Genomic DNA, 25278 nt, shown 5'->3' with positions numbered 1-25278 from the left:
GAAGGTTAGAGTGCGATGCGTGAACGAAGGTGAACGCATCGCACTCTAGACCGGCAAGGTCGCCAGCGCCGCCAGCCCGCCGCCGGCCCGGTTGCGCAGCACCACATCGCCGCCATGCGCCCGGAAGATGTTCCGCGCGATGGGCAGGCCGAGGCCGGTGCCGCCGGTTTCCCGGTTGCGGCTCGCCTCCAGCCGCCGGAAGGGTTGGAACACGTTCTCCAGCTCATCCTCCGGCACGCCCGGCCCGTCATCCTCCACCACGATCCGCACGACACCGCCCACCGGCGGCTGCAATCGCAGGGTGGCGGACCCGCCATAGGCCACGGCATTGCCCACCAGATTGGCCAAAGCGCGCTTCAGGGAGCCAGGCCGTGCCGCCACCGTCAGATGCTCCGGCCCCAGATAGGTGATGAGTTCGGCATAGTCCGGGCTACCATCCGCCGCCTCATCCATCACCGTGCGGCAGAGCGAGGCGAGGTCCACCGGCACCGACGGCTCCCGCGTCGAATCGTCCCGCGCGAAGGCCAGGGTGGCGGCGATCATCGCCTCCATCTCATCGAGGTCGGCCAGCATCTTCCGGCGCTGCTCGTCATCGTCCAGGAATTCGGCGCGCAGCTTCAGCCGGGTGATCGGCGTCTTCAGGTCGTGGCCGATGGCCGCCAGCATCTGGGTGCGATCGCCGACGAAGCGCCGGATGCGTTCGGCCATGGTGTTGAAGGCGCGCGCGGCAGTGGCGACCTCGCTCGGTCCGGTCTCCGGCAAAGGCGGCGCATTCACGTCGCGGCCGAGCCTGTCGGCCGCCTGCGCCAGCGCCGTCACCGGCCGGGTCAGCCGCCGCACGGCCCAGAGGGTCAGGGCCAGGGCGGCCAGGGTCATCAGCACGAAGGCGATGAGGAAGGTCAGGGAATGCCAGGGCCGGGGCGGCGGCATCTCCAGCCGCAGGTTCAGCCAGCCCTGGTCGGGGAAGCGCAGGCTGACCATCAGCCGGCCCGGATGCCCGTGGGTGCCGATGATCACCTCCCGCGGCCGCAGGCGCGGGGGCGCGCGGTGCAGGCCATCGAGGCGCAGCAGGCGGATCAGCCCCGGAGGCGGCGGCGGGAAGCCCGGCTGGGCGAGGGCCACCTCATCCAGCGTGATCCGCATGCCCGGCGGCATGTCCAGATCCTCCAGCACCGATTGGCGGCGGTCGGGCGGCAGTGGCAGCAGGCTGCGCCAGGCGCCGAAGGAGCGTTGGGAAATCTCCCGCGCATGCTGGTAGCGCTGCAGATCCACGCGATCCAGCGCATGGATGGTCAGCCCGGCCACCTGCACCAGGATCAGCCCCGTCAGCAGCACCAGCGCGGTGCGCCCGGCCAGGCTGCTCGGCCACAACCAGCCCAGCCAGCGGCGCATGGTCAGCCGCGCTCGACGGTGGCGGAGAGCACGTAGCCGCCGCCGCGCACGGTCTTGATGACCTGCGGGTTGCGCCCGTCATCCTCCAGCTTGCGGCGGAGGCGGGAGACGGCGACATCGATGGCGCGGTCGAAGGGCCCCGCCTGGCGGCCGCGCAGCAGGTCCATCAGCATGTCCCGCGTCAGCACCCGGTTCGGGCGTTCCACCAGCACCATCAGCAATTCGTACTCGCCGCCGGTCAGCGGCACTTCCGCGCCCTGCGGGTTCAGCAGGCGCCGGCGCGTCGGCTCCAGCACCCAGCCGGCGAAGCGGAGGACCTTGGCGGGCGGCTCCTGGGACGGGCCGGTGCTGCTGTCGGCCGTCGCGCGGCGCAGCACGGCGCGGATGCGGGCCAGCAATTCGCGCGGGTTGAACGGCTTCGCGACATAGTCATCGGCGCCGAGCTCCAGGCCGACGATGCGGTCCGTCTCCTCCCCCATCGCGGTCAGCATCACGATCGGCACCTCCGACTGCGTGCGCAGCCAGCGCGCGAGGTCCAGGCCGGATTCGCCCGGCATCATCAGGTCGAGCACCACCAGATGGTAGCGGCCCAGCGGCCAGAGCTTGCGCGCCTCCCGCGCATCGCGTGCGGCGGTCACGCGGAAGGATTGCTTTTCCAGGAACTTGCCGAGGAGTTCGCGGATTTCCCGGTCGTCATCGACCACCAGGATATGCGGGGCTGTGGGGTCCATGTCTGTAACATAGCGCGCCGGGCGCTGGTCCCTAGCGGCAAAGCGGGGGGATTGTTGCGGCGGGTGACGCCAGGGGCCGCCGTAACATGGTGTTGCACTTCCTGACGCTTCGGCCCCTGACCGCGTAACCGGCGCGGCCCATTTCCCGAATACGGCACGCCATTCCGGGCCGCGGCCACCACTATGCCGTGCGAGTCCCCCTCCCAGCCCGGGGTGGCGTGTTGTACTGGCGGCGGGGATGAGCCCCCCACCGATGTCCCCGCCGCCCATCTTCTTCCCCCACCCGCCCGGCTGGGCGCGGGATGCGGTGGCCGCGCTGGCGCTGCTCGACCCGGATTTCGCCGGCATCGAGGCGGCGGCCGGGCCATTGCCCTGGCGCTCGCGCCCGCATGGCTTTCCCGGGCTGCTGCGCACCATCTGCGGCCAGCAGATCTCCAACCAGGCGGCCGGCGCCATCTGGCGGCGGCTTTCCGCCATTCCCGGCGCGCTCGACCCGGCCGGGCTGGTGGAGATGGGCGATGATGTGCTCTGCGGCATCGGTGGCCTGTCGCGCCCCAAGGCGGCGCATGCGCGGGCGCTCGCCTTGGCCTGCATCGAGGGCCGGCTGCGCTTCGACCTGCTGGACGGCATGGGCGATGCGGAGGCGGTGGCGCATATGGTCGCGATTCGCGGCCTCGGCCCCTGGACGGCGGAGGTGCATCTGCTGTTCGCCCATGCCCGGCCCGACATTTTTCCGAGTGGCGACATCGCTTTGGCGGCCAGCGTCACGCATCTGAAGGGCCTGGCGGCGCGGCCCGCGCCGAAGGCGCTGGCGGCCATGGCGCTCGCCTGGCGGCCCTGGCGCGGCATCGCGGCGCGGCTGCTCTGGCATCATTGGCGGCATGTCACCGGCCGCCCGCTGGTGGAGGACGCGCCGGATCCATTGCCCGCCCCGCCTGGGGGCGGCACCATCCAAGCATGATTCTGTCCGACCGGGTCCTGGAGACCGCCGCCCCACCCATCCCCGCCGCCCGTGCCTGGGCCGCCCGCTATGCCGGCGCGGCCGGCGCGGCGCTGGACCTGACCCAGGCGGTGCCCGGCTACCCGCCGCCGCCCGAACTGCTCGCCCGGCTGGCGCAGGCGGCGGGCAGCATCGCCTGTTCCGGCTATGGCGCCATCGATGGCGATGCCGGGCTGCGCGCGGCGCTGGCCGAGGATATCAGTGGCTTCTACGGCGCGCCCATGGCGCCGGAGCATGTGGCGATCACCGCCGGCTGCAACCTCGCCTTCGCCATGACCATGGCGGCCCTGGCCGCGCCGGGGGAGGCGGTGATGCTGCCCGCCCCCTGGTACTTCAACCACCAGATGGCACTGACCCTGCGCGGCGTGCGCGCCGTGCCGCTGCCCGCCCGCGCCGAGGCCGGATTTGTGCCCGACCCGGCCGAGGCCGCCGTGCTGATGGACGCCACGCCGGTCCGCGCCTTGGTGCTGGTCACGCCCAACAACCCGACCGGCGCGGTCTATCCGCCCGAGGTCATCCATCAATTCGCCAGGCTGTGCCGGGACCGCGGTGTCTGGCTGGTGCTGGACGAGACCTATCGCGACTTCCTGACCGCCGCCCAATCCCCGCCGCATGGCCTGTTCGCCGAGCCGGGCTGGGGCGACCGGCTGGTGCATTTGTATTCGTTTTCCAAGGCCTATTGCGTGCCGGGGCACCGGCTTGGCGCGGTGGCCGGCGGCCCGGCCTTCCTGGCTCAGCTCGCAAAGCTGCTGGACACCTGGCAGATCTGCCCGGCGCGGCCGGCCCAGGCGGCGCTGGCCTGGGCGGTGCCGGCGCTGCGCGACTGGCGGGCCGGCAACCGGGCGCTGATGGCCGAACGCGCGGCGCTGTTCCGCGCCGGGGTCAGCCAGGTGCCCGGCTGGCGGCTGGACGCCATCGGCACCTACTTCGCCTATCTCCGCCTGCCGGAGGGCGCGCCATCCGCCGAGGCCGCGGCCGAAGTCCTGGCCGCCGAACAGGGGCTGATGACCCTGCCCGGCAGCTTCTTCGGCCCCGGCCAGGACCGCCACCTGCGCATGGCCTTCGCCAATGCGGGGGCGGAGGTGCTGGCGGAGGTGCCGGGCCGGATGCGCGCGGCCGCCGAAGCCTGGGGGTGACCCACCGGCTTGTGGAGATGGCCGTCGCGGCCGAAAGTCGCCGAAACGAGAGGACTCGCCTGCCATGAAGCTGACCACATCCGCCAACAGCCCCTATGTCCGCAAGGCGATGGCCTGCGCCATCCAGCGCGGCATCGACGACCGCATCGAGGCCTGGGCGGATGCCGGCAAGGACCCGGCGCTGCCGGCCCGCAACCCGCTGTCCAAGATCCCGACCCTGGTCACGGATGACGGCATGTCGCTCTATGACAGCCCGGTGGTCTGCGAATATCTCGACAGCATCGGCGATGCGCCGAAGCTGTTCCCCGCCGCCGGGCCGGCGCGCTGGAATGCGCTGCGCCAGCAGGCGCTCGGCGACGGCATCATGGACGCCACCCAGCCGCGCCGCCGCGAAATCGCCCTGCCGCTGGATGAGGGCCGCCGCACCTATATCGAGACCCAGCAGGGCAAGGTCAGCCGGGCGCTCGATGCGCTGGAGGCGGAGGCCGATACGCTCGGCGCCCTGACCACGATCGGCGAGATCACCATCGCCTGCGCGCTGGGCTATCTCGATTTCCGCTATGCCAATGAGCCCTGGCGGCCCGGCCATCCGAAGCTGGAGGCCTGGTTTGCGAAGGTCTCCGCCCTGCCCGCCATGGCCCGCACCGCGCCGCCGGCGGGGTGAGGCTGGGCGGCGGCACCTTACAACAGCGGACCGGTCTCTTGACCGGTCCGAGCGGCCGCCGCCGCTTATGCGGCGAAGCCAAGGAAACCGGAGGTTTCCGCCCGGGGATTGAGGGCGGTTGATATGTCTCAGCGCTCGCCCAGCACCTGCCAGACATCGCCCTGCACATCCCGCCGCTCGATATGGGCGCGGTGCCACAGGGCGTAGAACAGCAGGTGCCAGGCGGCGAAGCCGCGATGCTTGTCGCCGGCGGCGTTGCGGAACAGGGCGGCGACGCGATCCGGCCGGGCCACCTCCGCCACCCCGGCCTGCGCCGCGACCAGCGGCCCCAGACGCTCCCCCACCCCGCCGATCCAGGCGGCGACCGGCACCGTAAAGCCCTGCTTGGCGGCGAAGGGCTTCGCCCCCGGCACATGCCGGGCAGTCCAGGCCCGCAACAGCCACTTGCCGGTGCGGCCGCGCACCTTGAGCGAATCCGGCAGGCGAAAGGCGCAGTCCGCCACCGCCGGGTCGAGGAAGGGCGTCCGCCCCTCCACCGCATGGGCCATCAGGCAGCGGTCGAGCTTCGTCAGCAGGTCGTTCGGCAGCCAGTCGGCGATATCGGCCGCCTGCGCCGCCTGAAGCCGGCTGCGGCCGGGCAGGGCGGTCGCGGCCTCCGCCGCCGTGATGCCGTCCCGCCAGGCGCGCGGCGTCTCCCGCAGCACATGCTGCACATGGTCGAAGGCGCCCGTGGCGCGCGGCCGGCGGCCCCAGAGCCACCAGGGGCGCATGGCGCTGCGATAGCGGCCATAGCCGCCGAACAGCTCGTCCCCACCCTCCCCGGAGAGCACCACCTTCACATTCTGGCGCGCCCGCTGGGCCAGGAACCAGGTGGGGATGATGGCGTAATCCGCCGCCGGATCGTCCATCGCCGCGACGATTTTTGGTAATTCGCGCCAGACATCCGCCTCGGTCACGGTGATGGTGGTGTGAAGCGCGCCATGCGCCTTCGCCGCCGCCTCCGCCGCCGCGCGTTCATCCGCCGCGCCGGGCACGTCGAAGCTGGCGGTGAAGGCGCGCACGGGCTGGCTGTTCAGCCGCGCCATCATCGCCAGCACGGCCCCGGAATCGATGCCGCCCGAGAGGAACAGGCCGTAGGGCACATCGGCCCGCTGATGCAGCCGCACGCTGTCCTCGAAGGCGGCGTCGAGGCGGGACAGCGCCTGTTCCTCCGTCATCGGCACCGGCCCGCCTTCCGGCAGCGCGGCGCGGCGGTGGCGCTCCACGATGGCGCCATCGGCGATCACCACGGTTTCGCCGGGCAGAATTCGGGAAATGCCGGCAAAGATGGTCTCGGCGCCGGTGGTGAACTGCGATTGCAGCAGCTCGTCCCGCGCCTCCGCCCGCACCTGTGGCCGCACCAGCCCGGCGGCGATCAGCGCCTGGGGTTCGGAGGCGAAGGCGATGCCGCCCTCCACCTCGGCCAGGTACATGGGCTTGATGCCGAAGGGGTCGCGCGTCAGCACCAGGCGGCGCGTGGCGCGGTCGTGCAGCGCCATCGCATACATGCCGCGCATCGCCTGCGCCGTCGCCTCGATGCCGTCGCGGCGGTACAGGTGCAGCGGCGGTTCGCAGTCGGATCCGGTCGCGCAAACCAGCGCATGGGCCTGCCGCAGCTCGATGTAGTTGTAGACCTCGCCATTCGCGACCAGCGTGGCCGGGCCGGCGAACAAGGGCTGGTCGCCGGTCGCCAGGTCGATGATCGCCAGGCGGTTATGGGCGAGGCCGACATTGTCGGCGATATGCACGCCCTCCCCATCCGGGCCGCGATGCGCCAGGGCGGCGAGCATGGCCTTCAGGAGCGCGGGATCGGGCGTCAGGCCTGGGCGCAAGGCGAGGCCGGCGATGCCGCACATCAGGCGAGGCTCCCATGCCGGCGTGCGGCTTCCTCCAGGAACCGCGCCCAGGCGGCCAGCCCGGCGGCTTCCGCATGTTCGGCCAGGAAGGCGGCGCGGCCAGCGGCGGCGAGGGCCTCCGCGCGCTCCGGCTGGTCGAGCAGGGTGGTGATGGCGGCGGCCAGCGCCGGCGCGTCGCCAATCGGCACCAGCATCCCGTTCTCCTCCGGCCTGATGACCTCGCGCGGCCCATCGGCCAGGGTGGCGACGACGGGGCGGCTCGCGGAAAAACCTTCCAGCACGACATTCCCCAAGGGCTCGATCCGCGACGGGACCACCAGCATGCGGCTGGCCGCCAGCAGCGCGCCCACATCCTGGCGCCAGCCGAGGAAGGCAACCCGCCGGCCCAGCCCGAGTTCCCCGGCCAGGGTTTCGAGCATGATCCGTTCTGGCCCGTCCCCGGCCAGCGCCAGATGCACCTGCCCCGGCAGCAGCGCCATGGCGCGCAGCAGCGTGGCGAAATCCTTGTTGGGATGCAGCCGGCCCATGGCCAGCAGCGGGATGGCGCCCGGTGCGAAGGGCAGGGTGGCGGGCGGCGTGCCCAACAGGTCGGCAGCGAAATTGGGCACCCGCCGCACCCGATCCGCCGGCCAGCCCTGCGCCGTGATCCAGTCGCACAGCCCCTGGGTATTGGCGGCCAGCAGGTCGCAGGCGCTGTAGTGCCGCAGCGGATAGGCCCCGCCGAGCCGCCCCGTCATGGCCCAGGGCGGATTGCGGCCGGAGGCGGCACGGGCGAAGCCGGCGGCGCGGCTCATCCAGGCCACCACCACCCGCGGCCGGAATGTTTTCAGCTCGCGCCGCAGGCGTGGCGCGGTCAGCCAGTCCAGGGGACCGCCAAAGCGGAGTTGTGTGGGGGGCAGCCCGGCCTCCGTGAGGCGCGCGGCGCGGCCCGCATCCCGCCGGATCACGGCCAGCACATCCATCCCGGCGCGGTGCTGGGCGAGGACCAGGCGTTCGAAAAAGGCCTCGGCCCCGCCATGGGGGGCGCCGGCCATGACATGCGCCACTCTCACGCCGCCACCGGCCGGGCCAGCAGGCGGTTCGCCGCATCCAGCACGCGCTCGGCGGGCAGGTCGGTCATCGGCGATTCGAAGGGCGGGCCATCGGCCTCCACCGCCACGGCATGCGGGCCGGTCGGGCCGTATTCGGCGGCGCTGCTGCGGCCGAACAGGCCGATGGTCGGCACCCCCGTCGCAGCTGCCAGGTGCATCAGGCCGGAATCATTGCCGAGGAACAGCGCCGCCCGGCGCAGCACCGCCGCGACCTCCGGCAAGGCGAGACTGCCCACAAGGTCCACCGCCCCCGGAAAGGCGGCGAGCACCGGTGCCGCCATCTCCCGCTCCCCAGGCCCCGGGCCGCCCAGCACCGCGATCCGCGCGCCGGCCAGCGCGCCAGCGGGGGCGGTCAGTGCCTGTGCCACCTGCACGAAGCGATCCGCCGGCCAGACCTTCTGGGACCAGTTGGCGGTCGGCCCGAGCACGAGCCACGGGCCGCCGGGCAGCAGGGCGGTGGCGCGGGCCGCATCCTCCGGCGCCGTCCAGGCGACCGGCAGCGGCGGCGGCGCCAGGCCGAAGAGCGCGCCGAGATGGGTCAGGCGATGCCCGGCCCGTCGCCCGCCCTTGCCCGTCAGCCGCCGCCGCGCCGGCACCAGCCAGGCGAGCGCGGAGGCGCGCAAATCCACCACCAGGTCCCAGCGGGTGAAGGCCACCTGCCGCCACAGCTCGAGCCAGTGCAGCGACCCGCGCCGCTTGGCCAGCACGATCAGCTTTTCCAGCCCCGGCATGCGGGCGAAGACGCCGGCCGCCGCCGGGCCGCAGGCAACCGTGATCCGCGCCCCCGGATGGGTGCGGAGCAGGTGGTCGAGCAGCCCTGTGGACAGGACCGCATCGCCGATCCGGGTGGCTGTGACGAACAGGATGCGCATGCAGGGCGCGGCCATAGCACGGCCTTCGGAGCCGCCCCAACCGGGATGGCGCCGGATTGCACTTCGCCATGTTGCATCTGCACAGCGTCCCGCCCATGTCCCGCAGATGCCGATCACCCATCTCAGCGGACGTGGCGTTGTGGAGCTGACCGGGCCGGACCGGCTCGGCTTCCTGCAGGGCCTTGTCTCCAACGACGTCGCCGCCGCCACGCCCGAACGCGCGGTCTGGGCCGCGCTGCTGACGCCGCAGGGCAAGTGGCTGGCCGATTTCTTCATCCTGGCAGAGGCCGAGCGCCTGCTGCTGGATGTGGAGGCCAACCAGGCCGAAATGCTCGTCCAGCGCCTGTCGCGCTTCCGGCTGCGCGCCAAGGTGACGCTGCGCGATGCCTCGGCGGAGCTGGCGGTGCTGGCGGCCTGGGGCGGCACGCCGCCGCCGCCCGGCATGATCGCCGCCCCCGATCCGCGCCTGCCGGAGGCCGGCTGGCGCCTGCTGGCGGATCGTGCCGCGCCGCTGCCGGTGGCGGATGCGACGGAGGCGGATTGGGACCTGCACCGGCTGCGCCTCGGCCTGCCCGATGGCTCCCGCGACCTGGAGGCGGAGAAGACCGTGCTGCTGGAGGCCGGCTTCGACGAGCTCGGCGGCGTGTCCTGGTCCAAGGGCTGCTACATGGGGCAGGAGCTGACGGCGCGGACCAAATATCGCGGGCTGCTGAAGCGCCGGATCGTCCCCGTGACCGTGGCGGGCGGCCTGCCACCGGCCGGCACCCCGGTGCTGCGCGACGGGGTGGAGGTGGGCGCCATGCGCTCCGCCCGCGATGGCCACGGGCTGGCGCTGCTGCGGCTGGATGCGCTGGTGCCGGGCGTGACGCTGACCGCCGATGGCGCGGTGCTGACGCCCGCCGTGCCGGGCTGGATGAAGCTGCCCGCCGCCGCCGAGTGACGCCGCGGGAGCAACCCCTGTCGGGTGGTCGCGACACGCGCGGCGTGGTGCGGGTTGGCGATACGGTGCGGCGCCCGCGCAAGGACTCTTCTGATTTTGTGCGGGACCTGCTGCGGCATCTGGAGGCGGTGGGTTTTGCGGCCGTGCCCCGGCACCTGGGCGAGGATGCGGCGGGGCGGGACGTGTTTGGCTATATCCCCGGCGAGGTGCCCGCCAAGTTTCGTTACTTTGGGGATGATCAGGTGGCCGAGGCGGCGCGGCTGCTGCGCGGCTTCCACGAGGCGACGCGCGGCAGCGCCCTGGCCGGCGCCAGCCCGGTGGTCTGCCACCATGATGCCGGGCCGAACAATACGGTGTTCCAGTCCGGCCGCCCCGTGGCCTTCATCGACTTCGACTATGCCGCGCCGGGCGAGGCCCTGGTCGACCTCGCCTATATGGGCTGGAGCTGGTGCATCTCCTCCCGCCCCGACCGCGGGCCGCCGGCGATCCAGGCGGCGCAGTTGGGCTGCCTTGTGGACGCCTATGGGCTGGATACGGCGGGGCGGCAGGGATTTGTCGCGGCCATTATCCAGCGGCAGGCCGCGAACATGGCGCTGTGGCAGCAACGCCTGGCGCATTTCGACGGGCCACCGACGCCACTGGCAAAAATCCAGGAGGTGATCGACTGGTCGGAGCGGGAGATGCGCTTCACGGTCGCGAATGCCGCGCTGTTCAGCGGGGCGCTGTAGGCGGTCAGGCCGCGCGGCACCCGGCGGCGCGCAGCGCGGCGGCAAGATCGTGGTCCAGTTGCAGGTTCAGCCAGAAGCGCGGCGCATTGCCGAAGCGCCGTGCCAGCGGGATGGTGGTTTCCGCGGTGATGGCGCGGGTGCCGTTCAGGATGCCGTTGATGCGGTTGGGCGGAACGCCCAGCTCGCTTGCCAGCCGCCGCGCCGAGAGGTCCAGCGGGTCCATGAACTCGGCCCGCAGGATCGCGCCGGGCGTCACATCCTCCAGGCGCAGGCCACTGTCGATGTCGGCCAGATCGACAATGCCGGCTTCCAGATCCTCGCGGGTGAAGCTGGTCGACATGTCTGCATTCCTCAATAGCAGTCCACGATCTCGACATCGTAGGCATCGCCGTCGCGCCAGACGAAGCAGAGGCACCACTGCTGGTTGATGCGGGTGCTGTGCTGGCCCACACGACCCCTCCTCAGCGCTTCCAGCCGAATGTTCGGAGGCAATTTGAGATCGTCCAGGCCGGTCGCGGCATTCAGGATGCGAAGCTTGCGCTGGGCGACCTGCGCGATCTCCGTCGGAAATCCCTTGGGCAGGATGCCGAGGAAGACCGCGGCGGACTTGTCACCCCGCAGCCGCCTCGATCTCCGACCGCGTGAGCAAATCCGCGTATTTCTGGCCCATGTCGAACAGGTTCGCCTCATGCGGCCCGATCGCGCGGTCGCCGACGCAATCCGTCGCGACGATGGTTCGAAAGTTGTGCTGCAGGCTGTCCACCACGGTCGCGCGCACGCAGCCGCTGGTGGTGCAGCCCGTGACCACCAGCGTGTCCGCGCCCTGGTAGCGCAGCCAGGAAGCGAGGTTGGTGTCGAAGAAGCCGCTGGCACCCTGCTTGCGGACGATGTGCTCGCCGGGCAGCGGGGTCAGTTCCGGCACGATCTGCGACAGGGGCGAATGCTCGGTCAGCTTCAGTAGGGAAGGGGCCTTCAGGGTGAAGACGCCGGCATCCGACCCATCCTCGGCATAGACCACGCGGGTATGCGCCACCGGCCATTTGCGGGCGCGGGCGAAGGCGAGGAGCTTCACCGTCTGTTCGATGGCCGGCGCGATATTGCCGCCGCCGAAATGCGCGGGGTCGGCAAAACCCACCACGAAATCGACCATGACCAGCGCCGGGCGCTGGCCCATGCCGGCGGTCTTGCCCATGCCCTGGCGGTGGTAGATCTCGGCCTCGGGATGTCCGCTCATGCCACGCTCTCCAGGTCTCGCAGGGATTGGATCATGGACGAGCGTAGCAGATAGGCGCGGTGGCGCGCGGGGTCGGCGACCGTGGCGCGCAGCTCGTCGTGATAGGCCCGGCGCGCTTCCGGGTCGCGCTGGTTCAGGATCTGCCGGTTGCGCAGCGCCTGCTGCTGCACGACGTCGAGCGCCACCTTGCGGCGCTGGCGCTGGTAGCGGCCCATGCTGGCAAGGTCGGCGCCCTTCCAGACGGCGGTCAGCTTCTCCGCCAGGTTGAAGGCATCATGGATGCCGCCATTCATGCCCATGCCGCCGAGCGGGTTGTTGATGTGGGCGGCATCGCCGGCCAGGAAGACGCGGCCATGGACGTAGTCGTCCACCACCCGCTCATGCACCCGGTAGCCGGTGCGATGCACCACCTCATAGCCCGCCGGGTTCGGCACCACGGCCTGCAGGCGTTCGTTCATCCGCGCCGGCGCCGTCATCTGCTCCTCCGTCTCCTCCGGATCGGTCGGGAACAGCACGCGCCAGAGCGAGGCGGTGCGCAGCAGCACGAACCATTCCTGCGGGTCGGAGATGTAGGAGATATCCGCGAGGTCCGGGATCGCCTCATGGAAGGGGAAGGTGGTGGACATCGACAGGAAGATTTCGGGAATCGTCTGGCCGCGGAATTCCGTGCCCACCGCGCGGCGCACGGCGCTGCGCGCGCCATCGGCGCCGATCAGGTAGCTGCCGGCCAGCTTTTCCGTGCTACCATCCGCGCGCTCGATGGTCAGCGTCACGCCATCCGCATCCTGCGTCACATCCGTGGCGCGGGCGTCGTAGATGAAGGTGACCTCCGGGTTCGCCGCCATCCGGTCGCGCAGCATCTGCGTCAGCCGCCACTGCTCGCATTGCAGGCGATAGGGGTGGTCGGTGTCGGCGGAGAGCACGCCCATGTCGAAGGTGGCGATGGGGCCGGTGGCGCGGTCGCGGAACTGCCAGTTCGGGCAGACCAGCCCCTGTTCGATCAGGCTGTCCACGACGCCGAATTTGCCGAGCATGTCGAGCGTCGGCGGGTGGAAGGTGGAGGCGCGGAGGTCGCTCGGCAGTTCCCGCGCCTGCTCCACCACCGTCACCGGAATACCCTCCCCGGCCAGATAGGCGGCGGCGACCATGCCGACCGGGCCGGCGCCGGCAATGAGGACGGGGGAAGGCTTGGCCATCGGGAACCCTCGGGAGATGTTGTCCGGACAATGACCCGTCACGAGGCCGGGCGGAAGGGGTGCCGCCTTGTTCCGCCGGGGCGGCGGCGTATCTGGGAAGGATGCAGATTCCCTTCCTGTCCAAAGCCCCCCGCATCGCCGTGCTGCGGCTGTCCGGCCTGATCGCCGCGCGCCCGGCCAGCGCCTTCGCCGCCGCCGGCATCAGCGCCCAGGCCACCGGCCCGCTGATCGAGCGCGCCTTCGCCATCAAGCGCCTGTCGGCCGTGGCGCTGATCATCAACTCGCCCGGCGGGTCGCCGGTTCAGTCCAGCCTGGTGGCCCAGCGCATCCGCCGGCTGGCGGAGGAGAAGAAGGTCCCCGTCACCGCCTATGTCGAGGATGCGGCAGCCTCCGGCGGCTATTGGCTGGCCTGCGCGGCGGATGAGATTGTGGCCGACCCGGCCAGCATTTTGGGCTCCATCGGCGTCATCAGCGCTGGCTTCGGGCTGGAGGAGGCGATCGGCCGCATCGGCGTGCGCCGCCGCCTGCACACGGCCGGGGAGAACAAGAGCTTCCTCGACCCCTTCCGCCCGGAGGAGCCGGAGGATGTGGCGCGGCTGGAGGCGCTGCTGGGCGACCTGCACGAGACCTTCCGGGACTGGGTCCGGAGCCGGCGCGGGGCGAAGCTGACGGCGCCGGAATCGGAGCTGTTCAGCGGCCGCTTCTGGATCGGCAGGCGGGCGGTGGAACTCGGCCTGGCGGATCGGCTGGGGGAGTCCTCGGCCGATCTGCGCGCCCGATTCGGGGAAAAGGCGCAGGTGGTGAACATCGGCGCGCGCCGCCCGCCCTGGCCGCTGCGGCTGCTATCCGGCGCCGCGCTGGCGGAAGGCGCGATGGCGGCGGTGGAGGAAAGAGCTGCCTGGGCACGGCTGGGGGTCTAGCCACCTTCAATCGCCGTGCAGCCGGTCCAGCATCGCCTCGATATTGCGCCGCGCCCGCTTCTCGCGGTCCAGGTAGAAGCGGTCGGTCAGATAGAGGCGGCTGCGCCAGAGCAGCATCTGAAGCGCGGCGATGCGGCCCATGCGGTAGCGTTCCTCCGGCAGATGGGCGAATTCGTGGCGGATTGCGGCCTCGTAATCCGCATAGCGCTCGGCCGATTCGCCCAGCGGCGCATTGTCGAGGTCGAGCAGCAGCGCGGCATCGGCGCGCAGGCCGGGATCCTCGGTATCCGGCGGTTCCTGGCGCAGCACGGCCTGGATCAGCGCCTCCGCCCGCGCCAGCATATGCGGCGGCATCGCCCGGCCGAGATGGCGTTGCAGCAGGGCGATGGATTGCGCGGCGCAATCGGGCACGCCGCGATCGAAGACGGCGGTGTGGAACATCACGGCCAGGATGAAGGCCGGCCGGTCCGCCAGCGCATGCGAAACCTCCTCCGCCATTCCCAGCATGGCGGAGATGCGCGCCCAATTGTGCCAGGCGCGATGCGGCTCGGCGTGACGGTGCTGGAGGTCGGCGAGGATGGCCGGGGTCATGCCGTCACTTTGAAGGATCGCCGGGCGAGGTGCCCGCCCGGCGATCCGCCTTTAGTCTGGCGCCAGTCGCTTGTCAGGCGCTTTCGTAAAGCCGCGTCAGGCTGAATTCGCGGTGGCCCAGAAGCTCGGCCGCCGTCAGCTCGCCATCGGCGGTGCGCAGGATGCAATCCAGCAGCGCCTCCCCGGCCTCGTCCATGTTCATCTGCTTCTGCAGCAGCCCGGTCACGTCGACGTCGATATGTTCGGACATGGTGCGCTGCGTGCGCGGGTTCGCCGTCAGCTTGATGACCGGCAGGATCGGGTTGCCGATGACATTGCCCTGCCCCGTGGGGAAGGTGTGCACCGCGAAGCCGGAAGCGGCGCAGAGCGTTACCATCTCCGCCGCGGCGGAGGAGCTGTCCATGAACCACAGCCCGGCATGGGTCGGCACCTCGGCCTTGTCCAGCACGCCATCGACCGTGCACTTCTTGCCGATCTTGGTGATGTTGCCGAGCGCCTTTTCCTCGATGGTGGTCAGGCCACCCTCGATATTGCCCTTGGTCGGCTGGCTGTCGGACAGGTCGCTGGTCTTGTTCGCTTCCACCACGCGCTGGTAGCGGTCGAACATCGCCATGAACTGCGTGCGGATTTCCGGCGTCTTGCAGCGCGCGGCCACGAGGTGCTCGCCGCCGGTCAGCTCCGTGGTCTCGCCGAAGACCAGCGTGTTGCCGTTGGCCCAGAGCTTGTCATAGGAATTGCCGACGGTGGGGCACGACGCGAGGCCGGAGGTCGTGTCGCTCTCGCCACACTTGGTCGAGACCCACAGCTCCACCAGCGGCGCCTTGGTCTTCTTCAACTTGGACGCATGCTTGACCAGCCGGTAGGCGGCGCGCGACGCGCTGGCGATGGTGTTGATGTCGCCGTTCTGCTCGATCGCGAAGCCTTCCACCGGCTTGCCGGACTTGGCGATGCCCTCGACGATCTTGCCGGTCCAGCCCGGTTCGATGCCGATGACCACCACGCCGGCGACATTCGGGTTGGTCCCCGTGCCGATCAGCGTCCGGAAATGCAGGTCGAGGTCGGCGCCGAATTGCAGCCGGCCATAGGCGTGCGGGATGGCCAGCGCGCCCTTGATGTTGTTCGCCACCGCCTCGGCGGCCGCGTTCGAAAGATCGTCCACCGGCAGGATGATGACGTGGTTGCGCACGCCCATCCGGCCATTCTCGCGCCGCCAGCCTTCGAAGCTGGCCTCTCTCAGGTTCAGGCCCATCGGATGCGTTCCCTTACCAGCGCTTGGTCTTGACGTTGTGGACGTGCAGATGCTCGCCGGCGCCGATATCGGCCACCGCGCGGCCGATATCCGTGCCGTATTTCATGATGGTATCGCCCTGGGCGATGGCGCGGATGGCCAGCTTGTGGCCGATGGGAATGTCCGACTTCGCGTCGAATTCCATCATCTTGTCCTGGTCCATGATCCAGCCGTTCAGCCGGGTGCCGGCCTTCAGGCCTTCCACCACCACCACGCCCACGCTGTCGCCTTCATCATGGACGACGAAATGGATCGTCATCTGTTCCCCCCTGAAGCCGTGTCCCGGTCGCACCCTAGGCGCGGGCCGCGCCCCCTTCAACCATCCCCCCGGACGTGCCATTGCTGGGGGCAGGAACGCGGGAAGAAAGGGCTGCCGCCATGGCGGGCGTCTATTGGTATGCCGGCAACTGGTCCACCGAGGAGCCGAAGGTGATCGGCCCGATGGACCACGCCTTCTGGCTCGGCAGCGTGATTTTCGATGGTGGCCGGTCCTTTGGCGGTGTGGCACCGGACCTCGACCTGCATTGCGCGCGGGCGGTGCAGTCGGCCCGCAACATGCTGATGAAGCCGACGAAGACGCCGGCCGAGATCGAGGAACTGTGCCGCGAGGGCATCCGCCGCATGGGCCCGCAGGCGGAGCTCTACATCCGCCCCATGTTCTTCGTCCGCAAGGGCCTGGGCGCCGCCCGGCCGGACCCGGACAGCACGGATTTCATCCTGGCGATCTACGACAGCCCGCTGCCGGAGTACAAAGGCTTCTCCGCCTGCCTGGCGCCGCAGCGCCGCCCGGCACCGGACCAGGCGCCGACCGACGCCAAGGCCGCCTGCCTCTATCCCAACGGGTCCCGCGCCGCAGCCTTCGCCCATGACAAGGGGTTCGAGGCGGCGGTGGTCTGCGACCCGATCGGCCATGTCGCGGAATTCGCCCATGCCAACCTGATGTTCGCCAAGGATGGCAAGGTCATCACCCCGGCGGTGAATGGCACCTTCCTGGCCGGCATCACCCGCGGCCGCGTCATCGCCCTGCTGCGCGAGGCTGGCGTGACGGTGGAGGAACGCGCCGTGAAGCCGGAGGAGCTGGAGACGGCGGACGAGATCTTCTCCACCGGCAATTACGGCAAGGTCCTGCCCTGCTCCAACTGGCAGGGCCGCGCCATGCAGCCGGGGCCGCTGTGCCAGAAGGCCCGGACGCTGTATTTCGACTGGGCGGAGGCCAAGTGGCGCATCCTGCCGAAGGTCGCGGCCTAGCCGACTTCGGTAGTCTGCCGCGAAAGCCCTCTCCCTCCCTCGGGTGGAGAGGGCCTTGTTCCGCCATCCGCCGGGGCGCTACCGCTCGCTGAACAGGACGCCGCCCTTGGCCTTCGAGTCCTTGTCCGCCTCGACGATCTGGATGGTCACGGCCTCCGCCGGGACGCCGAAATTCTTCACCATGGCCTCGGTCATGTCACGGACCAGGGCGCGCTTCTGGTCGGTGGTGCGGCCGGCAACGGCGTAGATGATGATCTCGGGCATGTTTCTCTCCTCGATGCCGGCAGCATGGCGCCAGCCGCCTCGGCCGCCAAGCGCATGAGCCTGGTGCTTCTGCCCGGCTTCATGCTGGACGCCGGGTTATGGGACGACATGGCGCCGCTGCTGGCCCCGCTCGGCCCGATCCACCATGGCGACCTGTTTCGGGACGAGACGCTGGAAGGCATGGCGCGGCGGGTGCTGGAGGCCGCGCCGGCGCGTTTCGTGCTGGTGGGCTTTTCCATGGGCGGCTTCGTGGCGCGGGAGGTGGCGCGCATGGCGCCGGGGCGGGTGCGCGCCCTGGTGCTGATCGCCACCTCCGCCCGCGGCGACAGCGCCTCCCAGCGCGCGCGCCGTCATGCGGTGGCGGGGCGCCCGGCGGACTCCGCCTTCCGGGGGATGAGCCGCACCGCCATCGCCCGCGGCCTGCACCCCAGCCGTGCCGGCGATGCCGCGCTGGTGGACCGGCTGCGCGGCATGGGTGACCGGCTGGGGGGCGAGGTCTTCCTGCGCCACACCCTGCTGCCCCGCCCCGCCTTCGACGACCGCCTCGGCGAGATCGCCTGCCCCACCTTGGTGATCGCCGCCGCCCAGGACGCGCTGCGCAGCCTGGCGGAGGCGGAGGAGTTGCGGGACGGTATCCCCGGCGCCAGCCTCCGCGTCATCGAGGGCAGCGGCCATATGCTGCCGGTGGAGATGCCGGTGGAACTGGCGCGGCTGATCCTGGACTTCGTGGCTCAGGCGGAGACCTGACGGATCCATTCCGGCAGATTGTACTGCGTCGCCACGCGGGCGATCTTGCCGTCCCGGATGGTCAGGAAGGCACCGGCGGGCAGGGTGTAGCGCTGGCCGCGTGCCTCCGGCAGGCCTTCCTCGGTCCGCAGATACTGGCCGAGCACGGTGAATTCCGCCGCCGCGCGGGTGCCGGTGGCGTCCACCATGACCACGAGGTCCGTGATGCGCTCGGCATAGGCGGCGTCCATGCCGGCCAGGAAGGCGGAAAAGGCGGGCTTGCCGCTGCGGCGGGTGCCCTGGTTCGGGTCGTGGATCACGTCATCGGTCAGCAGGGCCAGCATGGCGGCGCGGTCGCCGGCATCGAAGGCGGCGTAATAGGCGCGGATCAGGCGCTCGGCATCGGTCATAACGGGGTCCCTTGCTTGCCGGGGGAGGCGGCAGGGGGGTATTGAAACAGCCGCAACCTCCCCGGCAAGACCTGTACTCGGCATGTCCGCAAAACCCCCTTCGTTCCAGGACATCATCCTTCGCCTCCATAATTTCTGGAGCGCCCAGGGCTGCCTGATCCTGCAGCCCTATGACATGGAAGTCGGCGCCGGCACCTTCCACCCGGCGACCACGCTGCGGGCGCTGGGCGCCAAGCCGTGGTCGGCCGCCTATGTGCAGCCCAGCCGCCGTCCCTCCGACGGCCGCTACGGCGAGAACCCGAACCGGCTTCAGCACTACTACCAGTACCAGGTCATCATGAAGCCGAGCCCGCGCGACGCGCAGGACCTGCTGATCGCCAGCTATCGCGACCTCGGCCTGGACCCGATGAAGCACGACTTCCGCTTCGTCGAGGATGACTGGGAAAGCCCGACGCTCGGCGCCTGGGGCCTGGGCTGGGAGATCTGGTGCGACGGGATGGAAGTCGGCCAGTTCACCTATTTCCAGCAGGTTGGCGGCATCACCTGCGAGGTGCCGTCCTTCGAGATGACCTACGGGCTGGAACGCCTGGCCATGTTCATCCAGGACGTGGACGATGTGTATGAGCTGGATTTCAACGGCCGTGGCGTGAAGTACGGCGAGGTGTTTCGCCGCGCCGAGGTGGAATACAGCCATCATAATTTCACGGGCGCGGACACCGCGATGCTGTTCCAGCACTTTGCGGACGCCGAGAAGGAATGCCAGTCGCTGCTGGCCTATGACCCGCCGCTGGCCCTGCCGGCCTATGACCAGTGCATCAAGGCGTCCCACCGCTTCAACCTGCTGGACGCCCGCGGCGCCATCAGCGTGACCGAACGCGCCGCCTATATCGCCCGCGTCCGCGCGCTCGCGAAGGGCTGCTGCGAGGCCTGGGTCGCGGGCGAGACCGCGTGACTTTGCCGGGTGTTTCTACCATATTGGCGCTTCGTTCTACCATGAGGGCGCCATGGGCCAGTTGAACATCAAGGACGATGCGCTGATCGCCGATGCGAAGGCGTTGGCCGAACTTTTGGGCACCAGCACCACCGCGGCGTTGCGGGAGGCTGTGCAGGGTCGCCTCGCCGCGGAGCGTGCGGCGCGGGAGGACCGGGTGCGCCGGAAGTATGAGGCGCTGATGGCGACGGGTCGGGAGTCCGCAAAACTGTTCCCGCCCGGCAGCAGCAGCGACCACAGCGACCTGTATGACGAGAACGGCCTGCCCAAGTGATCGTCGATACCTCCGCCTTCATGGCCATCCTGCAGCAGGAGCCGGAAGCCGAGCGCTTCACCGCGCTGCTGTCCGAGGCGCCGGAGGTGGCCGTTTCGGCCGCCACCCTGCTGGAACTGGGAATTGTGGCGGAGGGCAAGGCCGGCGCCGCGATCCGCTCACGCGTCGACCGGCTTCTGGCGGATGCGGAGGCGGAGGTGGTGCCCCTCACGGAGGCCCAGGCGCGCCTGGCGCTGGAAGCCTGGCGCCGCTTCGGCAAGGGCCGCCACAAGGCCGCGCTGAATTTCGGTGATTGCTTCGCCTATGCCCTGGCGCAGGAGCGCAATGCGCCGCTGCTGTTCAAGGGCACTGATTTTTCCGAGACCGATGTGAAGGCCGCGATCTGATGCCGGAGTTTCTGCTCGAACTCTTTTCCGAGGAAATTCCGGCGCGCATGCAAGCGCGGGGTGCCGAGGATCTTGCTCGAGTCTTCGCCACCGCCGCGGCGCCGCTTCTGGAAGGCGCACCGAAACCCTTCTACGGGCCGCGGCGCATCGGTCTGTCCGCGACGCTGCGCGCGGAGGTGACCACCGAGGGCAAGGAGGAGCGCGGCCCGCGCACCGCAGCCCCGCCGGCCGCCCTCGAGGGGTTTCTCCGCAAGCACGGCGCGACGCGGGAGCAGCTGGTGGACCAGAACGGCTTCTGGGTGCTCCAGAAGCCGGGCGAGACCATCGCCGCCGCCGCGCTGCTGTCGCAGGTGCTGCCCGGGCTGATCCAGAATTTCGGCTGGCCGAAATCCATGCGCTGGAACGGCCCCTTCACCTGGGTCCGCCCGCTGCACCGCATCCTGTGCCTGCTCGACGGCCAGGTGGTGCCCTTCGCCATCGAGGCGCTGCCGGGGATGGAAAGCGGCAACCTGACCGAGGGCCACCGCATCATGGCGGCGGAGGACCGGGTTTTTGCCGTGACCGGCCTCGCCGACTACGAAGCCGGCCTGCGTGCCCGCTTCGTGGAGCCGGATGCGGCGGCGCGCATGGCGCTGATCGAGACCGGCCTCGCGAAACTCGCCGCCGAACAGGGCGTCGCGGTGGTGCCGGATCGGGGGTTGCTGGAGGAGGTGGCCGGGCTGGTCGAATGGCCGGTGCCGCTGCTGGGGCGCATCGACGACGCCTTCATGGACCTGCCGGCCGAGCTGATGCGCACCACCATGCGCGTCAACCAGCGCTATTTTTCGATGACGAAGCCGGAGGGCGGCGCCGCGCCCTTCTTCGGGCTGGTGGCCAATATCGTCCCGAATGACGGCGGCACGGCCCTGATCGCGGGCAATGAGCGGGTGCTGCGGGCGCGGCTTTCGGATGCGCGCTTCTTCTGGGACCAGGACCGCAAGCAGAAGCTTGAGGACTTCCTGCCGAAGCTGGATGACATGGTGTTCCAGGCTAAGCTTGGTACACAGAGGCAGCGCGTAGAGCGGCTAGAGCGGCTAGCACGCTGGCTGGCACCAAAGGTCCGCGCCAATGCGGACGACGCTGCCCTTGCCGCGAAGCTGGCGAAGGCGGACCTTGCCTCCGGCTTGGTTGGCGAGTTTCCGGAATTGCAGGGCACCATTGGCCGCTACTACGCCCTCAACCAAGGTGAGAAGCCGGCAGTGGCTCAGGCGATCGGGACGCAGTACCGGCCGCTCGGCCCGGGCGATGCGGTGCCGAGCGAGCCTGTCGCTATCGCCCTGTCGCTAGCGGATAAGCTAGATACATTGGTTGGCTTTTTTGCAATCGCCGAAAAGCCCACGGGAAGCGGCGACCCATATGCCTTGCGACGTGCGGCACTAGGCATGCTTCGGTTGCTGCGAGAGGGTAACGTCCGTCTGCCCCTCCGGCCATCAATTGAATTCGCCTATGACTGTTTTATGGACACGTGGATCGGCGGGTTCCACTTGGCGCAGGACATATCCGTCGAGCGCCAGGCCGCCGGCGATCCCTTGGATTTTGAGCGCATGATGGAAGAAGACGATCTTCAGCGCGCAAAAAATGATCAGGCCAATGTTTATGTTGTGGGAACTGGCGTTGTCGCCGATTTCATGGAAGGCGACGACGGTCAAATTTATCGCACCTCTCATGTTACCAGGGCGGCATCAAAAGAAAGAGCCGTTCGGCTTGTTCCCAAGAGTGCGCTGGTTGGCGAGTTACTCGACTTCCTCGCCGAACGCCTCCGCGTCCAGCTGCGCGCCGAGGGCGCGCGCCACGACCTGGTCGCCGCCGCCTTCGGCCAGGGCGGTGAGGATGACCTGCTCCGCCTGCTCGCCCGCGCCGAGGCGCTCAAAACCCTGGTGGAAGGCCCGGACGGCCCGAACCTGCTCGCCGCCGCCAAGCGCGCCGCCAATATCCTGCGGATCGAGGACAAGAAGGACGGCCCCCATGCCGGCCCGGTCGATCCCGCCCTGCTGACGGCGCCGGAGGAACAGGCGCTGGCCGCCGCCCTCGACTCGGCGGAACCCGCCGTCGCCCAGGCCCTGCTTGCCGAAGATTTCGCCACCGCCATGTCCGCCTTGGCGGCGCTGCGGGCGCCGCTCGATGCCTTTTTCGAGAAGGTCATCGTCAACGACCCCGACAAGGCAACCCGCGCCAACAGGCTGCGCTTGCTCGCACGGCTCAGGGGCGCCATGGATACCGTTGCAGACTTTTCCCGGATCGAAGGCTGAGAAGCGGCGCCTCCCCCCACTCCCCTGGGGCTCCGTAACAGTCCAAACAGGAGAACGCCGTCCAATGACTCAATGGGTCTACAGCTTCGGCGCCGGCCACAATGAAGGCCGCGCGGATATGCGCAATCTCCTGGGTGGCAAGGGCGCCAACCTGGCGGAAATGGCCAGCATCGGCCTGCCCGTCCCCCCCGGCTTCACCATCACCACCGAGGTCTGCACCTACTACTACGACCACGGCCAGTCCTACCCGCCGGAGCTGCGCCACGCGGTTTCCGAGGCCCTGGGCCGGGTGGAACAGGCGGTCGGCGCCAAGTTCGGCGACCATCACAAGCCGCTGCTGGTCTCCGTCCGCTCCGGCGCCCGCGTCTCCATGCCCGGCATGATGGACACGGTGCTGAACCTCGGCCTGAACGACGCCACCGTGGACGGCCTGGCCGCCGCCTCCGGCGATGCCCGCTTCGCCTGGGACAGCTATCGCCGCTTCATCCAGATGTTCGGCTCCGTCGTCCTCAACGTGGACCACCACCGCTTCGAGGAAATCATCGAGCATGTGAAGCTCGACCGCGACGTGATGGAAGACACCGACCTTACCGCGCAGGACTGGCACCGCGTAGTCGATGGCTACAAGGACATGGTCGAGGAAGTCACGGGCAAGCCCTTCCCGCAGGACCCCCATGCCCAGCTCTGGGCCGCCATCGGCGCTGTCTTCGGAAGCTGGATGAACCCGCGCGCCAATACCTATCGCCGCCTGCACGACATCCCCGCCCAATGGGGCACCGCCGTGAACGTCCAGGCGATGGTCTTCGGCAATATGGGGCTCGATTGCGCCACCGGCGTCTGCTTCACCCGCGACCCCTCCACCGGCGAGAATTTCTTCTACGGCGAGTACCTGGTGAATGCGCAGGGTGAGGACGTCGTCGCCGGCATCCGCACGCCGCAGCCCATGGCCGAATCCCGCGCCAAGCCGGGTGAGCGCAGCATGGAAGTGGTGATGCCGAAGGCTTACGCGGAGCTCGTCGAAGTCCGCGCCAAGCTCGAGGCCCATTACGCGGACATGCAGGACATCGAATTCACGGTGCAGCAGAACAAGCTGTACATGCTGCAGACCCGCAACGGAAAGCGCACCGCCGCCGCCAGCTTGAAGATCGCCGTGGACATGGCGCGCGAAGGCCTGATCGACCGCACCGAGGCCATCAAGCGCGTCGACCCCAAGGCCCTCGACCAGCTCCTGCACCCCACCCTCGACCCCAAGGCCCCGCGCAAGGCCATCGCCAAGGGCCTGCCGGCCAGCCCGGGCGCGGCCTGCGGCGTCATCGTCTTCTCGGCGGATGAGGCCGAAGCCCGCGCCGCCAAGGGCGAGGCCGTCATCCTGGTCCGCATCGAGACGTCCCCCGAGGACATCCACGGCATGCACGCCGCCAAGGGCATCCTCACCACCCGCGGCGGCATGACCAGCCACGCGGCGGTCGTCGCCCGCGGCATGGGCCGGCCCTGCGTCGCCGGCGCCGGCTCGGTCAGCGTCGACTATGCCGGCCAGACCCTCACCGCCGGCGGCAAGCGCCTGACGGCCGGGGACACCATCACGCTGGACGGCGCCACCGGCGAAGTCTTCGCCGGCACCGTGGCGATGATCGAGCCGCAGCTCTCCGGCGACTTCGCGACCCTGATGGAATGGGCCGATGGCGTGCGCAAGATGAAGGTGCGCGCCAATGCCGAAACCCCGCTGGACGCCGAAACGGCCCGCAAATTCGGCGCCGAGGGCATCGGCCTCTGCCGCACCGAACACATGTTCTTCGACCCGGAGCGCATCGGCGCCGTCCGCCAGATGATCATGGCGGATACCGAGGACGCCCGCCGCGACGCCCTCGCCCGCCTGCTGCCCTTCCAGCGGGAGGATTTCCTCAAGCTGTTCCGGATCATGGCCGGTCTGCCCGTGACCATCCGGCTGCTCGACCCGCCGCTGCACGAATTCCTGCCGCACAAGGACAGCGAAATCGCCGAGGTGGCGCAAAGCCTCGGCGCCGACGTCGCCGCCATGCAGCGCCGCGCCGCCGACCTGTCGGAAGCCAACCCGATGCTCGGCCATCGCGGCTGCCGCCTCGGCCTGACCTATCCCGAAATCTACGAAATGCAGGTCCGCGCCATCTTCGAAGCGGCCGTCGCCACGGGCCAGGAAACCGGCAAGGCGCCCGTGCCGGAAATCATGATCCCGCTGGTGGCCGTGCGCCGCGAGCTGGAAATCCTGCGCGCCCTGGTCGACCGCGTCGCCCAGGAAGTCTTCGCCGAAACGAAGTACCACATCATCTACCAGGTCGGCACGATGATCGAACTGCCCCGCGCCGCCCTGACCGCCGACAGCATCGCCGAAGCCGCCGACTTCTTCAGCTTCGGCACCAACGACCTGACCCAGACCGTCTTCGGCCTGTCCCGCGACGACGCCGGCAAATTCCTGCCCTTCTACGTGGAAAAGGGCATCCTGCCGAAGGACCCCTTCGTCTCCATCGACATCGACGGCGTCGGCGCCCTGGTGCAAATCGCCTCCGAAAAAGGCCGCAAAACCAAACCCGACCTCAAACTCGGCATCTGCGGCGAACACGGCGGCGATCCCGCCTCCATCCACTTCTGCGGCTCCGTCGGCCTCGACTACGTCTCCTGCTCCCCCTACCGCGTCCCCGTCGCCCGCCTCGCCGCGGCACAAGCGGCGCTGACAGGGCAGGGCGGGGACCGGACGGCCTGAGAGGGCTGAAGTCGGCGCTGGTTGTTTGCAGGGGGCGCTGCCCCCTGCACCCCCGCCAAAGGGACAGTGGTCCCTTTGGAAACCCATTTAAGGGGTAGGCGAGAGGAGGGGCATTGCGCATCCGCTTGTCCCAACGCGCCCGCCGTGCCCCTCCTCTCGCCTACCCCTAAGTCGAGGGTTCGAAGGGGCCACTGCCCCTTCGCGGGTGGGTGCAGGGAGGGCGGAGCCCTCCTTGCAATCACCCGCGCCCACCTTCCAGCCCTTTCGAGGCCCGTC

At 69.8% G+C, this 25278-nt stretch carries 27 protein-coding genes; 13 read left to right on the top strand and 14 right to left on the bottom strand.

The window, feature by feature from the left end; all coding sequences use genetic code 11:
* Positions 1-45: 45 nt before the first annotated feature.
* Complete coding sequence (locus tag JJQ90_RS04880) at positions 46-1392, bottom strand: ATP-binding protein (RefSeq protein WP_216873324.1); 1347 nt, start codon at positions 1390-1392, stop codon at positions 46-48.
* Between the two features lie 2 nt (positions 1393-1394).
* Complete coding sequence (locus tag JJQ90_RS04875; RefSeq protein WP_216873321.1) at positions 1395-2123, bottom strand: response regulator; 729 nt, start codon at positions 2121-2123, stop codon at positions 1395-1397.
* A 253-nt stretch (positions 2124-2376) separates the two neighbouring features.
* Between JJQ90_RS04875 and JJQ90_RS04870 the strand changes: the two genes are divergently transcribed.
* From JJQ90_RS04870 to JJQ90_RS04860, 3 genes are all read left to right on the top strand, one after another.
* A complete protein-coding gene (locus JJQ90_RS04870; protein WP_216873320.1) occupies positions 2377-3084 on the top strand; it encodes a DNA-3-methyladenine glycosylase family protein in 708 nt (235 codons plus the stop codon).
* The gene (locus tag JJQ90_RS04865) at positions 3081-4259 is read left to right on the top strand and encodes an aminotransferase (protein ID WP_216873319.1); all 1179 of its coding nucleotides are present in this window, start codon (positions 3081-3083) and stop codon (positions 4257-4259) included. Before JJQ90_RS04870 ends, JJQ90_RS04865 begins: the two co-directional genes overlap by 4 nt.
* Positions 4260-4323: 64 nt before the next feature.
* Positions 4324-4923, top strand: a complete 600-nt coding sequence (locus JJQ90_RS04860; protein ID WP_216873318.1) for a glutathione S-transferase N-terminal domain-containing protein — start codon at positions 4324-4326, stop codon at positions 4921-4923.
* Between the two features lie 128 nt (positions 4924-5051).
* On the opposite strand, the gene asnB is transcribed toward JJQ90_RS04860, so the two are convergent.
* From asnB to JJQ90_RS04845, 3 genes are read right to left on the bottom strand one after another with little or no spacing between them, the layout of a single operon-like run.
* Complete coding sequence (gene asnB / locus JJQ90_RS04855) at positions 5052-6818, bottom strand: asparagine synthase (glutamine-hydrolyzing) (protein ID WP_216873317.1); 1767 nt, start codon at positions 6816-6818, stop codon at positions 5052-5054.
* Positions 6818-7852, bottom strand: coding sequence for a glycosyltransferase (locus JJQ90_RS04850; protein ID WP_216873315.1), 1035 nt, complete (start codon positions 7850-7852; stop codon positions 6818-6820). The genes asnB and JJQ90_RS04850 overlap by 1 nt, the downstream gene beginning before the upstream one ends.
* Positions 7853-7866: 14 nt before the next feature.
* Entirely contained in the window at positions 7867-8781 is a 915-nt protein-coding gene (locus tag JJQ90_RS04845; protein WP_216873313.1) for a glycosyltransferase family 9 protein, read from the bottom strand.
* A gap of 106 nt (positions 8782-8887) precedes the next feature.
* Between JJQ90_RS04845 and ygfZ the strand changes: the two genes are divergently transcribed.
* Together ygfZ and JJQ90_RS04835 are read left to right on the top strand one after the other, a co-directional pair.
* Positions 8888-9721: a CAF17-like 4Fe-4S cluster assembly/insertion protein YgfZ gene (ygfZ, locus tag JJQ90_RS04840; protein ID WP_216873312.1), complete on the top strand. Its 834-nt coding sequence runs from the start codon at positions 8888-8890 to the stop codon at positions 9719-9721.
* A 98-nt stretch (positions 9722-9819) separates the two neighbouring features.
* Positions 9820-10449 (top strand): phosphotransferase family protein, encoded by a 630-nt coding sequence (locus tag JJQ90_RS04835; RefSeq protein ID WP_216873310.1) that lies wholly within the window; start codon positions 9820-9822, stop codon positions 10447-10449.
* Positions 10450-10453: 4 nt separating this feature from the next.
* On the opposite strand, the gene JJQ90_RS04830 is transcribed toward JJQ90_RS04835, so the two are convergent.
* The 4 genes from JJQ90_RS04830 to JJQ90_RS04815 are packed head-to-tail and all read right to left on the bottom strand — an operon-like array spanning position 10454 to position 12879.
* The gene (locus JJQ90_RS04830) at positions 10454-10789 is read right to left on the bottom strand and encodes a HigA family addiction module antitoxin (protein ID WP_230410336.1); all 336 of its coding nucleotides are present in this window, start codon (positions 10787-10789) and stop codon (positions 10454-10456) included.
* Positions 10790-10800: 11 nt separating this feature from the next.
* Positions 10801-11139, bottom strand: a complete 339-nt coding sequence (locus JJQ90_RS04825; protein WP_216873309.1) for a type II toxin-antitoxin system RelE/ParE family toxin — start codon at positions 11137-11139, stop codon at positions 10801-10803.
* The gene (locus JJQ90_RS04820; protein ID WP_216873308.1) at positions 11060-11683 is read right to left on the bottom strand and encodes an isochorismatase family protein; all 624 of its coding nucleotides are present in this window, start codon (positions 11681-11683) and stop codon (positions 11060-11062) included. The genes JJQ90_RS04825 and JJQ90_RS04820 overlap by 80 nt, the downstream gene beginning before the upstream one ends.
* Entirely contained in the window at positions 11680-12879 is a 1200-nt protein-coding gene (locus JJQ90_RS04815) for an FAD-dependent oxidoreductase (protein WP_216873306.1), read from the bottom strand. The genes JJQ90_RS04820 and JJQ90_RS04815 overlap by 4 nt, the downstream gene beginning before the upstream one ends.
* A 101-nt stretch (positions 12880-12980) precedes the next feature.
* Between JJQ90_RS04815 and JJQ90_RS04810 the strand changes: the two genes are divergently transcribed.
* Positions 12981-13799, top strand: coding sequence for a S49 family peptidase (locus tag JJQ90_RS04810; protein ID WP_216873305.1), 819 nt, complete (start codon positions 12981-12983; stop codon positions 13797-13799).
* A gap of 6 nt (positions 13800-13805) precedes the next feature.
* Here JJQ90_RS04810 and JJQ90_RS04805 read toward each other — a convergent pair whose 3' ends face one another.
* The 3 genes from JJQ90_RS04805 to JJQ90_RS04795 all read right to left on the bottom strand — a co-directional run bounded on the left by JJQ90_RS04805 (position 13806) and on the right by JJQ90_RS04795 (position 15937).
* A complete protein-coding gene (locus JJQ90_RS04805) occupies positions 13806-14390 on the bottom strand; it encodes an HD domain-containing protein (RefSeq protein WP_216873304.1) in 585 nt (194 codons plus the stop codon).
* Positions 14391-14463: 73 nt separating this feature from the next.
* Positions 14464-15639, bottom strand: a complete 1176-nt coding sequence (locus JJQ90_RS04800; protein ID WP_329959369.1) for a UxaA family hydrolase — start codon at positions 15637-15639, stop codon at positions 14464-14466.
* A 13-nt stretch (positions 15640-15652) separates the two neighbouring features.
* On the bottom strand, positions 15653-15937 hold the full coding sequence (locus JJQ90_RS04795) for a UxaA family hydrolase (protein ID WP_216873302.1): 285 nt from the start codon (positions 15935-15937) through the stop codon (positions 15653-15655).
* A gap of 119 nt (positions 15938-16056) precedes the next feature.
* On the opposite strand from JJQ90_RS04795, the gene JJQ90_RS04790 reads away from it, so the two are divergent.
* Positions 16057-16926, top strand: coding sequence for a branched-chain amino acid aminotransferase (locus JJQ90_RS04790; RefSeq protein WP_216873301.1), 870 nt, complete (start codon positions 16057-16059; stop codon positions 16924-16926).
* 78 nt (positions 16927-17004) lie between these two features.
* On the opposite strand, the gene JJQ90_RS04785 is transcribed toward JJQ90_RS04790, so the two are convergent.
* Positions 17005-17190: a tautomerase family protein gene (locus JJQ90_RS04785; RefSeq protein ID WP_216873300.1), complete on the bottom strand. Its 186-nt coding sequence runs from the start codon at positions 17188-17190 to the stop codon at positions 17005-17007.
* A 54-nt stretch (positions 17191-17244) separates the two neighbouring features.
* Between JJQ90_RS04785 and JJQ90_RS04780 the strand changes: the two genes are divergently transcribed.
* Positions 17245-17937, top strand: a complete 693-nt coding sequence (locus JJQ90_RS04780) for an alpha/beta fold hydrolase (RefSeq protein ID WP_216873298.1) — start codon at positions 17245-17247, stop codon at positions 17935-17937.
* Here JJQ90_RS04780 and JJQ90_RS04775 read toward each other — a convergent pair.
* Entirely contained in the window at positions 17922-18326 is a 405-nt protein-coding gene (locus JJQ90_RS04775) for a ketosteroid isomerase-related protein (protein ID WP_216873297.1), read from the bottom strand. The two genes, JJQ90_RS04780 and JJQ90_RS04775, sit on opposite strands and share 16 nt — an antisense overlap.
* An 82-nt stretch (positions 18327-18408) precedes the next feature.
* Here JJQ90_RS04775 and JJQ90_RS04770 point away from each other — a divergent pair, with 82 nt between their 5' ends.
* From JJQ90_RS04770 to ppdK, 5 genes are all read left to right on the top strand, one after another.
* Positions 18409-19278 (top strand): glycine--tRNA ligase subunit alpha, encoded by an 870-nt coding sequence (locus JJQ90_RS04770; protein ID WP_216873296.1) that lies wholly within the window; start codon positions 18409-18411, stop codon positions 19276-19278.
* A gap of 52 nt (positions 19279-19330) precedes the next feature.
* Positions 19331-19591: a type II toxin-antitoxin system VapB family antitoxin gene (locus tag JJQ90_RS04765; protein WP_216873295.1), complete on the top strand. Its 261-nt coding sequence runs from the start codon at positions 19331-19333 to the stop codon at positions 19589-19591.
* A complete protein-coding gene (locus JJQ90_RS04760) occupies positions 19588-19977 on the top strand; it encodes a type II toxin-antitoxin system VapC family toxin (RefSeq protein ID WP_216873294.1) in 390 nt (129 codons plus the stop codon). Before JJQ90_RS04765 ends, JJQ90_RS04760 begins: the two co-directional genes overlap by 4 nt.
* Positions 19977-22265 carry a glycine--tRNA ligase subunit beta gene (gene glyS / locus JJQ90_RS04755; protein WP_216873293.1) on the top strand — a complete coding sequence of 763 codons (2289 nt, stop codon included), beginning with the start codon at positions 19977-19979 and terminating at the stop codon, positions 22263-22265. Before JJQ90_RS04760 ends, glyS begins: the two co-directional genes overlap by 1 nt.
* Before the next feature lie 64 nt (positions 22266-22329).
* Positions 22330-25002: a pyruvate, phosphate dikinase gene (gene ppdK / locus JJQ90_RS04750; protein WP_216873292.1), complete on the top strand. Its 2673-nt coding sequence runs from the start codon at positions 22330-22332 to the stop codon at positions 25000-25002.
* Positions 25003-25278: the final 276 nt, after the last annotated feature.

Source organism: Falsiroseomonas oleicola, from assembly GCF_019029495.1.
GTDB classification, from domain to species: Bacteria; Pseudomonadota; Alphaproteobacteria; order Acetobacterales; family Acetobacteraceae; genus Falsiroseomonas; species Falsiroseomonas oleicola.
Note: the sequence above shows the minus strand (reverse complement) of the source record. Positions and strands in the feature narration are given on the sequence as shown.

Bases quoted from the DNA above. Each gene is read 5' to 3' on its own strand.
- ygfZ (WP_216873312.1), top strand. From the start codon at position 8,888: ATGCCGATCACCCATCTCAGCGGACGTGGCGTTGTGGAGCTGACCGGG.
- JJQ90_RS04815 (WP_216873306.1), bottom strand. From the start codon at position 12,879: ATGGCCAAGCCTTCCCCCGTCCTCATTGCCGGCGCCGGCCCGGTCGGC.
- JJQ90_RS04765 (WP_216873295.1), top strand. From the start codon at position 19,331: ATGGGCCAGTTGAACATCAAGGACGATGCGCTGATCGCCGATGCGAAG.
- JJQ90_RS04770 (WP_216873296.1), top strand. From the start codon at position 18,409: ATGTCCGCAAAACCCCCTTCGTTCCAGGACATCATCCTTCGCCTCCAT.
- JJQ90_RS04845 (WP_216873313.1), bottom strand. From the start codon at position 8,781: ATGCGCATCCTGTTCGTCACAGCCACCCGGATCGGCGATGCGGTCCTG.
- glyS (WP_216873293.1), top strand. From the start codon at position 19,977: ATGCCGGAGTTTCTGCTCGAACTCTTTTCCGAGGAAATTCCGGCGCGC.
- ppdK (WP_216873292.1), top strand. From the start codon at position 22,330: ATGACTCAATGGGTCTACAGCTTCGGCGCCGGCCACAATGAAGGCCGC.
- JJQ90_RS04865 (WP_216873319.1), top strand. From the start codon at position 3,081: ATGATTCTGTCCGACCGGGTCCTGGAGACCGCCGCCCCACCCATCCCC.
- JJQ90_RS04805 (WP_216873304.1), bottom strand. From the start codon at position 14,390: ATGACCCCGGCCATCCTCGCCGACCTCCAGCACCGTCACGCCGAGCCG.
- JJQ90_RS04820 (WP_216873308.1), bottom strand. From the start codon at position 11,683: ATGAGCGGACATCCCGAGGCCGAGATCTACCACCGCCAGGGCATGGGC.
- JJQ90_RS04800 (WP_329959369.1), bottom strand. From the start codon at position 15,639: ATGGGCCTGAACCTGAGAGAGGCCAGCTTCGAAGGCTGGCGGCGCGAG.
- JJQ90_RS04880 (WP_216873324.1), bottom strand. From the start codon at position 1,392: ATGCGCCGCTGGCTGGGCTGGTTGTGGCCGAGCAGCCTGGCCGGGCGC.
- JJQ90_RS04860 (WP_216873318.1), top strand. From the start codon at position 4,324: ATGAAGCTGACCACATCCGCCAACAGCCCCTATGTCCGCAAGGCGATG.
- JJQ90_RS04795 (WP_216873302.1), bottom strand. From the start codon at position 15,937: ATGACGATCCATTTCGTCGTCCATGATGAAGGCGACAGCGTGGGCGTG.
- JJQ90_RS04850 (WP_216873315.1), bottom strand. From the start codon at position 7,852: ATGGCCGGCGCCCCCCATGGCGGGGCCGAGGCCTTTTTCGAACGCCTG.
- JJQ90_RS04870 (WP_216873320.1), top strand. From the start codon at position 2,377: ATGTCCCCGCCGCCCATCTTCTTCCCCCACCCGCCCGGCTGGGCGCGG.
- JJQ90_RS04775 (WP_216873297.1), bottom strand. From the start codon at position 18,326: ATGACCGATGCCGAGCGCCTGATCCGCGCCTATTACGCCGCCTTCGAT.
- JJQ90_RS04830 (WP_230410336.1), bottom strand. From the start codon at position 10,789: ATGTCGACCAGCTTCACCCGCGAGGATCTGGAAGCCGGCATTGTCGAT.
- JJQ90_RS04825 (WP_216873309.1), bottom strand. From the start codon at position 11,139: ATGAGGCGAACCTGTTCGACATGGGCCAGAAATACGCGGATTTGCTCA.
- JJQ90_RS04790 (WP_216873301.1), top strand. From the start codon at position 16,057: ATGGCGGGCGTCTATTGGTATGCCGGCAACTGGTCCACCGAGGAGCCG.
- asnB (WP_216873317.1), bottom strand. From the start codon at position 6,818: ATGTGCGGCATCGCCGGCCTCGCCTTGCGCCCAGGCCTGACGCCCGAT.
- JJQ90_RS04785 (WP_216873300.1), bottom strand. From the start codon at position 17,190: ATGCCCGAGATCATCATCTACGCCGTTGCCGGCCGCACCACCGACCAG.
- JJQ90_RS04780 (WP_216873298.1), top strand. From the start codon at position 17,245: ATGAGCCTGGTGCTTCTGCCCGGCTTCATGCTGGACGCCGGGTTATGG.
- JJQ90_RS04875 (WP_216873321.1), bottom strand. From the start codon at position 2,123: ATGGACCCCACAGCCCCGCATATCCTGGTGGTCGATGACGACCGGGAA.
- JJQ90_RS04810 (WP_216873305.1), top strand. From the start codon at position 12,981: ATGCAGATTCCCTTCCTGTCCAAAGCCCCCCGCATCGCCGTGCTGCGG.